Annotated in this window: 1 protein-coding gene; it reads left to right on the top strand. The window is 31.9% G+C overall.

Annotation, left to right across the window (positions count from 1 at the left end):
* Positions 1–87: 87 nt before the first annotated feature.
* On the top strand, positions 88–969 hold the full coding sequence (locus I5M32_RS16530; RefSeq protein ID WP_200588275.1) for an RES domain-containing protein: 882 nt from the start codon (positions 88–90) through the stop codon (positions 967–969).
* Positions 970–1,178 lie beyond the last annotated feature (209 nt).

The following is a 1,178-nucleotide window of genomic DNA, read 5'->3' on the forward strand; positions in this document are numbered from 1 at the left end:
GCAATTAACTAAGTTTATACGGGCAGACAAGCTTTTGCTTTCTAAGCCATTACAACACAAATTCGCCAATCGTTAGCACTCATTCTAATGACATCTGTACCTCGACATATAATTGAAGATATATTAACGACAGTTTTACGTTTAAAAAAAGAAAACTCTCCAGAGTCATATATATCTATTAAGAATACTTTTAAACTTTTCTCTATTCCATTTCCAGTTATCACAATTCCAAAAGGAAGTGTTTTTTATAGAGTCAGAGTACATACTAAGGACGAAACCAATTGCTTATTTAAAAGAGTTAGCGATTTAGGACATAGAGTCGACCGAAATGGAATTAAAAAATTTGGGAGGGCTAATGAGCCTTTTCAAAGTATATTCTACTGTTCGGATGTGAAGGAAACTGCATTTTGCGAGACATCTAAACTTGTTAGAAACAACGAAAACGAAAATTTTGAAGAAAACTCTTTAGGAACTTGGAGAACCAGAAGAGATATTAAAGTAGCCTGTCTACCAAAAAATAAAGACTACTACGGTAACAAAACTATAGAATCCCTAAATAAAGATTTAAACGACTGTTTTAATGAATTTAACAATGATGATTCATATAATTTACAGTATTTTCTTCATCGAATATCTGACGAGTTCTCGTTAAATAGCTCCGATAGAGACTTCAATTATTTATTAACTTGTGCTTTTGCAAATTATGTTTTTGAAACACCAATGTCACCTATGAATAGTGACGAAAAAGTAGATATTGACGGAATAACTTATCCAAGTGTTCAATGGACAAGTAAAGGGATGAACTTAGCCTTGAAACCAGAACTAATTAAAAATAAAGAAATTGAATTAGTAAGAGTAAATTACAGAATAATGCAGTTGACTTCCAAAAAGACTTATTTTGAAACAGTTAATTTTGCTTCAAAATCTATTGATTATAATTCCGAGCCATGGGAAATAAAATGGAACTAAAAGAACGTGTGCTAACCACAAATTTGTATTATAATGGCTGAACTGCTTTATGTTATTTCATCACAACTAACTAAGTTTATACGGGCAGACAAGTTTTTGCTTTCTATGCCATTACAATACAAATTCGCCAATCGTTAGCGGTAAATGTTCCCCGAACGAAACGCATCAGTAAATGAAAATTTTCAGCTTTGCAAACTGACAAATTGAAC

The sequence above is a fragment of the Pedobacter segetis genome, assembly GCF_016623585.1.
Classification (GTDB): Bacteria; Bacteroidota; Bacteroidia; order Sphingobacteriales; family Sphingobacteriaceae; genus Pseudopedobacter; species Pseudopedobacter segetis.